2 protein-coding genes are annotated in these 6,280 nt (G+C 69.6%); one reads left to right on the top strand and one right to left on the bottom strand.

What is annotated here, in order from left to right:
• The coding region (locus AC5P09_RS51025) for a hypothetical protein (protein ID WP_493880483.1) at positions 1-396 on the top strand (396 nt) is incomplete at its 5' end.
• Between the two features lie 185 nt (positions 397-581).
• Here AC5P09_RS51025 and AC5P09_RS51020 read toward each other — a convergent pair.
• Positions 582-5,747 (bottom strand): NACHT domain-containing protein, encoded by a 5,166-nt coding sequence (locus AC5P09_RS51020; RefSeq protein ID WP_493880482.1) that lies wholly within the window; start codon positions 5,745-5,747, stop codon positions 582-584.
• Between the last annotated feature and the right edge of the window lie 533 nt (positions 5,748-6,280).

Below are 6,280 nucleotides of genomic sequence, written 5' to 3'. Positions count from 1 at the left end.
GAACAGCAGCTCGCGCAGCTGGGGCCGTCCGCGGCGTTCGAGATGGCCGTACCGTATCCGCTCGGCGACCCGGAGAGGGACGAGGTCGGCCGGACCCTGCGAGAGGCACAGCGTCTGCTGACCATGGGCGAGATCCCGGCGTCCATCCTGCAGATCAGGCGGGCACTGGAATGGGTCCGGGAGAACGCGGGCTGGGACAACCCCGGCAGGAAGGCCCCCAGCCAGTGCAGCCAGACCGAGCGGTGGTGGCGGATCCAGGACGCCCTGTACAGCCAGACGTGCGGCGCTCTGCACAATGACGCGGTCACCAGGGACTTCGCATACGACCGGGCCGAGGCCGAGACGCTCCTGGCGATGACCGCCGCACTGCTGCGGAATGTACGCACCGCTGCGTGATGTGAAGGCGTCATCCCCCCTTGGCAGAGCCCGTTGTCGTGATGCCGGCACGTCACCTCTCCGGCTGGCGCGATGGGCGGCGGCGGCACGCTCGCAACCGCGGTCCCGGCCCGAACGGCGTCAGCCGCCGCATTCATGCCCGCATCGGCGGTCGTCTGGGCGGCGCCGGATGGGCGGATGGCGTGTCATCGCCCTGTTCCTGACTGCAGGATGCGCAGCAGGAGAGCGGGGACCGAGACATCCGTGGCGGTGACGAAGTCATGCACGGCGTCGGGCAGAAGAAGGTCTTGCTGTCGGTGCAGCCGCGTGTGCAGGTCGTCCGCGATGTCTGGGGTCAGAGCCGTGGCCGCGCTGTAAAGGGAGGAGAGTTGGGCGGCCCAGGCGTCTGAGGTGTCCGTGCTGGTGATGGCTGCTTCGACCCGAACGCGCGCTTCGGGGTCACGCTCCAAGCGGCGGATGACTGCCTGGGCGAACGGCGGGTCGACGGCTTTGGTGAAGTGGCTGGAGATCCATGCGCTGTCGTGGGACACCTGGTCTACGAAGCCGGTGGCCTCGATGGCCGCGCATGCCAGGGGGTAGTAGACCGACACATCCACCTCGATCTGCCCGTGCAGGGCACGCTTACGCTGGAGTGCCTCCCACGTGTCGGTGACGGCTGCATCGTCGGGAAACCCGGCGATCAGGGCGAGGAACGCGCCGGACGAGGGCGGTGGGTAGTAGCTGCTGGGGCGGCTGTCCAGTTCGCTGTGCAGCGCGCGGCGCACCGTCGCGGCGTCGAGGCCGAGGCCGAGGGGGTCGGCCAGGAGCATGGGGGCGACAGCCCGTCGTCGATGGCCGCCCTCATGGAGATTGGCGATCAGAACGTCCAGCAGTTGCGGCTCCCCGCGGTGGACGTGGGAGTACCAGGCCAGCACGGAGTCGTGGGTGAGGAGGCTGGGGTGTGCGGCGACGGCTGCGGCCAGGTCCTGCGCGAGCTGTGGGTGGCGGTCGGCGACCAGCGCGAGGTACTCCCAGGCCGTGTCGGCGTGGCCAGAGAGCATGCTGCCGGTGAGGCGTTTGAGGAGGGCGTCGCCGAAGTGGGTACGCAGGGCGGGCCAGTGGTCGGCGATCTCGCCGAGCACGAGCAGGTCGAGGTCGATGGCGAGGAGCTCACCCAGGGGCAGCCGGGCGGGGCGCCCGTCGTGTTCGGCGAGGTCGTCCAGCAGGTTGAGCTGGTCAGTCAGCAGGGCGCCGAGCCATGCGGCCCGCCGACGTGCCCAGTTGTCGTGGCCGAGGCCTGCGGCCGCCTCGCGGATCACGCCGCGTGCTTGCTGCCAATCGGAATCGGGAAGGGCACCGCGGTCGCGGTCACGCAGCAGATGAGTGTGGAAGGCTGCAGAGGCGGCGGAGCGGACCAGGTCGTTCGGCTCGTCCGGCCAAAGGGCAGTCAGCCGGCGGATGAGGGCGCTGTCGCCGGGGTGGTCCCGCAGCAGGGTGCACAGATGCAGGCGGGCGGCGGTGGGCAGGGGCGGGTGGGCGGCGTACAGGCGGCCCAGGACCTGTTGGAGAGCGTCAGGGTCGTTGCCGTAGCCGGCCAGGAGCGCGGCCAGGGGACTCTGCGGTCTTTGCAGCATGCTGCGGGCGCGCGTGCGGGCAGCGGTCGTTGCCGGTAGAGCAGCAACGACTGAGGCTTCGGCAGAGAACTCGTATTCGTTTGCGGGTGTGTGCAGTGCGTCCAGGCACGTCTGGGCGATCTGCTCGGCTACCGGCCCCGAGGTGAGTGACTGCTGTTGGCAGCTTTCCAGCAGCGCCTGGACGACGATCTCCTTGCGGAAGCGGCTGTCTGCCGGTGGCGGTGTGCTGAGAAGGGCAAGGAGCCGCTCCTGCGCCGGCTGGGCACCCAGGACACGAACCGCCGCATTGGCCACCAGCGAAGCCCGGCCTGCCTCCCCGTTCAGCACGGTGCGCAGGGCCTGCTGCACCTCGGCGTCGTGATCCCAGTGTTCGGCCAGCGCATCGGCCGCCCAGTGCGGGACACTGCTGTGCTGCAGCTCCCTCAGCAGCACGGAGCGCAGCACCGGCCCCCGGTCCAGGGCAGTCAGGAAAGGGAGCTCGAAGTCCAGGAAGGCTTTCGGATCGCGTCGCAGGAGCTCCTCGACCGCGGTGGCCACGGCGGGCTCATCGGGGTAGGTATGGGCGAGCGCTCCAATGCCCAGGAACCGGATCTGGTGCGGATCATTCACCAACGTGCTGGTGATGTAGTCGATGACGGCCGCTTCCTGGGCGCAGGCCAGCAGCAGCACGCCCCACGCCAAGCCCCGGGCGCCTGAGCCGGGGCGTCGACCGGACACGATCGACAGGCAGGTGTCACGTACCTGCTCGGCCTCGTCAGGAGCCTCACCCAGGCAGGCCGCGATGACGGAGACGAGCAAGGACGTCCACATGTCATCGGTGATGTCCTCGCTGGCCAGCCGGCTGACCAGCCAGGCGCGTTCGTCGGCCGTCAGGGCGGGCGGCCGCGGGCCGTCCGCCCCGCGGCGGGTTGCCTCCTGTCCGGGCAGGACGCCCAGGACGGCAGCCAGGGCAGTCAGCCGCAGCCCCTGCACGGGCTGCTGCCGGGCTGCTGCCGCAGCAGCTGTGACGCGGTCGTCGTGGGGCCAGCCCAGCAGCAGCCCGTGCAGGATCACCGCTGCATGATCGGCGGTGACAGCACGGCGCATCGCCGCCAGCATCGCTTGCACCACCTGCTCCTGGCCTGCCCGGGCACCATATCGGGCGGCGAGCGCGCGGGCGGCCGCCCGCGCGGTGTGCACGTCCTGCGACCTCAGTGCCGCCACCAGCAGCGGCCAGACCGGCTCGGTCAGCTCCTGGTCGCCGATCACCTGCCCCAGCCGGTGGAACACCTGAGGCGGCAACGGCTGGACGGCCAGCACCCAACGGGACAGCCGCGGCACTAGATCACCGCCCACTGCTGGATCGTCCAGCCCGGCCACACACGCGGACAGCAGCCGCTGCTGATGTCCGACGAGGGGGTGGTTGTCGATCACTTCCATGATCGTGGCTGCGTGACGACGGGCCTGGGGGACAGGCAGGCGGTTCCCGCCGAAGACGGCCTGCGCCCACAGTTCCCGCACGGCCAGCGAGGCCGGTTCCGGTCCGGCCGCTTGGTCGGCGAGGTCCTGGACCAGCTGGCGGATCTCCTCGGTGCGCTTCAGCTGCCACAGGACGGCCAGCAGTACCTCGTGCCAGCGTGGATCCTGAGCGCGCTCCTCGAACAGGGCGCGCAGGTCTGCAAAGGACCACTGCTGGGCGGCCTGTTCGGCGGCCAGCTGCTCCAGCAGGACCCGGTGCAGGAAGCCGATCTCGCGCGGGCCGTGCCGGACCAGCACACCGAGCTGTCCCTCGGCGATGTCGACGAACCCCCTTGCCTGTGCGGCGGCAGCGGCCGTATCCAGGGCGAGATGACCCGGGTCGCGCAAGGCGCTGATGATGTCCGAGCGGACACTGTGCTCGGACACGGCCTGGACGTCACCGCGCAGTTGGTGGGCCAGCGCCACGTGAGCCAGGACCTGACGAATGTCGTCCGGGTGCAGTGCGCCGGGCTCCGCGGTGATGCCCGCCGCTGTGCCGCGCCGCGCGGGATGCTCACTCAGCAGATGGTCAATGGCGCTCCCGTATACCTCGAACCGCCTGGTCGGCAGCGGAGCTCCCGCCAGCCTCATGCCGGTCAGCAGGATCAGGAACAGCGGAATCCGGGCGAGATGGCGAAGATCACGTACGCCGGACAGTTCCTTGACGAACGCCTCGGCCTCCGTGCTGCCGTTCGCGGCAGAACCCAGCCAATGACCAGCCACCTCTCGCTGCTGGCGCAGCGAGAGTGGGGCCAGCGAGGCGTACTGCCACACCCCCGTCGGCTGGAGCCGCGACAAGCCGTAGGGGCGGGTGGCGGCCACCGCGGGCAGCTGGCGCTGGTCCAGAAAGGTCTCCAGCGCGGTGAGAGCTTTGCGCGCCGCGCTCTCGCTCACCCACTCATCCAGGCCGTCGATGACCAGCAGCAGCCGCTCATCGGCCAGCGCCCTTTCCACCAGCGGCCACAGATGTCCGACGTCGTACTGCTCCAGCCAGGCCCGCAATGTCGCTGCCAGCGATGCCTCGGCACCGTCGTAGTGCGCCAGCCGGCGGGTGAAGAAATGGAAGGGAACCCACAAGGGAAGACGGTTACCGAACTGCTCGGTCCAGCGCGGCAGAGCGGGAGAATCGGCGAACAGGTCCAGCAGGGCAAAACGCAGCAGACTGCTCTTGCCCGAGCCAGGTTCCCCGACCAGGACATGGCGTCGTGCTCCGGCCAGCCAGACGTCTGCGCTGGTGCGGATCCCGGTTGCCTCCCCGGTCACCGCCGGGGAGGCGGCGCTGACGGCCACCGGCTGCTCCCCGTCGTAGGCACCAGGCGCCGTGAGCGCCGTCTCCGTTTCCCCCGGGCGGTGGCCGAAGGCGGACGCCTGCGCCCTGCGATACCAGGCCGTGGGAGACACCTCGGAGGAGATCGCCTCGGGGGTTGCCGGCTGGGCCGGCCAGCGGCCCAGCCGGCGGACCGGGAACACGTCGGGAAGAACGAACCGCTGCTGCAGGTCCGGCTGAGCCTGTGCGTGCTGCAGGGCGATCGCACCGGAGTCGGTGTGGGCGAAGAAAGTGGCGTAGAAAGAACCCAGCTGTTCACGGAGAGCGGCAACCTGCACGGCATCGAGCCGGGTCACCAACGAGGCAACCTGCTCGGGCCCGAACAGCTCCTCCACCCACGCGCGGCCGAAGAAGTCATGGACGACGTGCGGGCGTTGCTTCAGCCAGTCCGACAGATACTCCGCATCCCACACCTCGAAGGAGATGCCCTCCTCCGCCAGCCGCTCACGTTGCTTCACCACCTCGTCGGCGGTTTTTTGAGGGACGGCCGACAGACTGGTGGCGTAAACGAAGACCCGGCTGACCGCAGCCCACGTGCCGTCCAGGAAGTCAGTGACGGCCTCCTTGAGCTGGCTGGCGGTCAGCGACTTCACCCGCCGTGACTGCAGACTCAGGTAGACGCGCTCGGGATCGGAGTCGCTTTCGGCTGAGCCGTCCGGCAAACGGACATACAGATCGATGCCCTGCTGATCCTGGCCCTGAGTGCCGTACAGGCTTCCCTGCGCCCGGGCGTCGTAGGCGCTCATGCGCCCGGTGGCGCTGTCGCCACCGGCATGATCGGCGGAATCCTCGACCGTCCCGCGCTCCACCGCCCGCTTCAGGCACAGCCGCTCGAAATTCTCCCAGGCCAGATGCTCCAGCGGCAGGAGCTGCTCGCTCGTATGGACGGGCAGCGGAACCGTCTGCGGCGACACCAGCGTGTGCAGCCTGGCCGGCGCTTTGGCGTACTGAGATGGACTCGTCGATGAGGCATGCCGCATACACACCATCATCGGCCACGGCGCCACCAGCCTGGCGGCAGTCGGCGCTAGCCGGCCCCACCCAGCACCGTGTCCACAGCTCCTACCGCCCGCCCGATTCACGGCGGCCAGCAGGCCGCATCTCCGTCGACGGCGACAGGATGCGAGCGGCCGCCGCGACGCCTGGTCGGTGTGTCGCTCCCTGAGACTGCATCAGCGCTGTGCTAAGCATGATGCCAGCGACGAGAACGGTGCAGTAGTCGGGCACTGAGCTCTTGTGCTCGATCACCCGAGGCCGCTCCCGCGGTGACGCTTCCCCGACTGGCCGGGCCGGACGAGGGCAAGGCGGTGAAAGAGGACGAGCTTGCCGGGGGGCACGATGAGTGAGCTGCAACTGTGGGACGACAACCCGACAACGGTCGGCCTTCTGGGGTTCACCTCAATCGTCGACACCGTCGCGGCTGCCCTGCAGTCCCGCTCCCTGGACC

The organism is Streptomyces sp. a15, from assembly GCF_059026085.1.
This window is presented reverse-complemented; position numbering and strand designations above follow the sequence as displayed.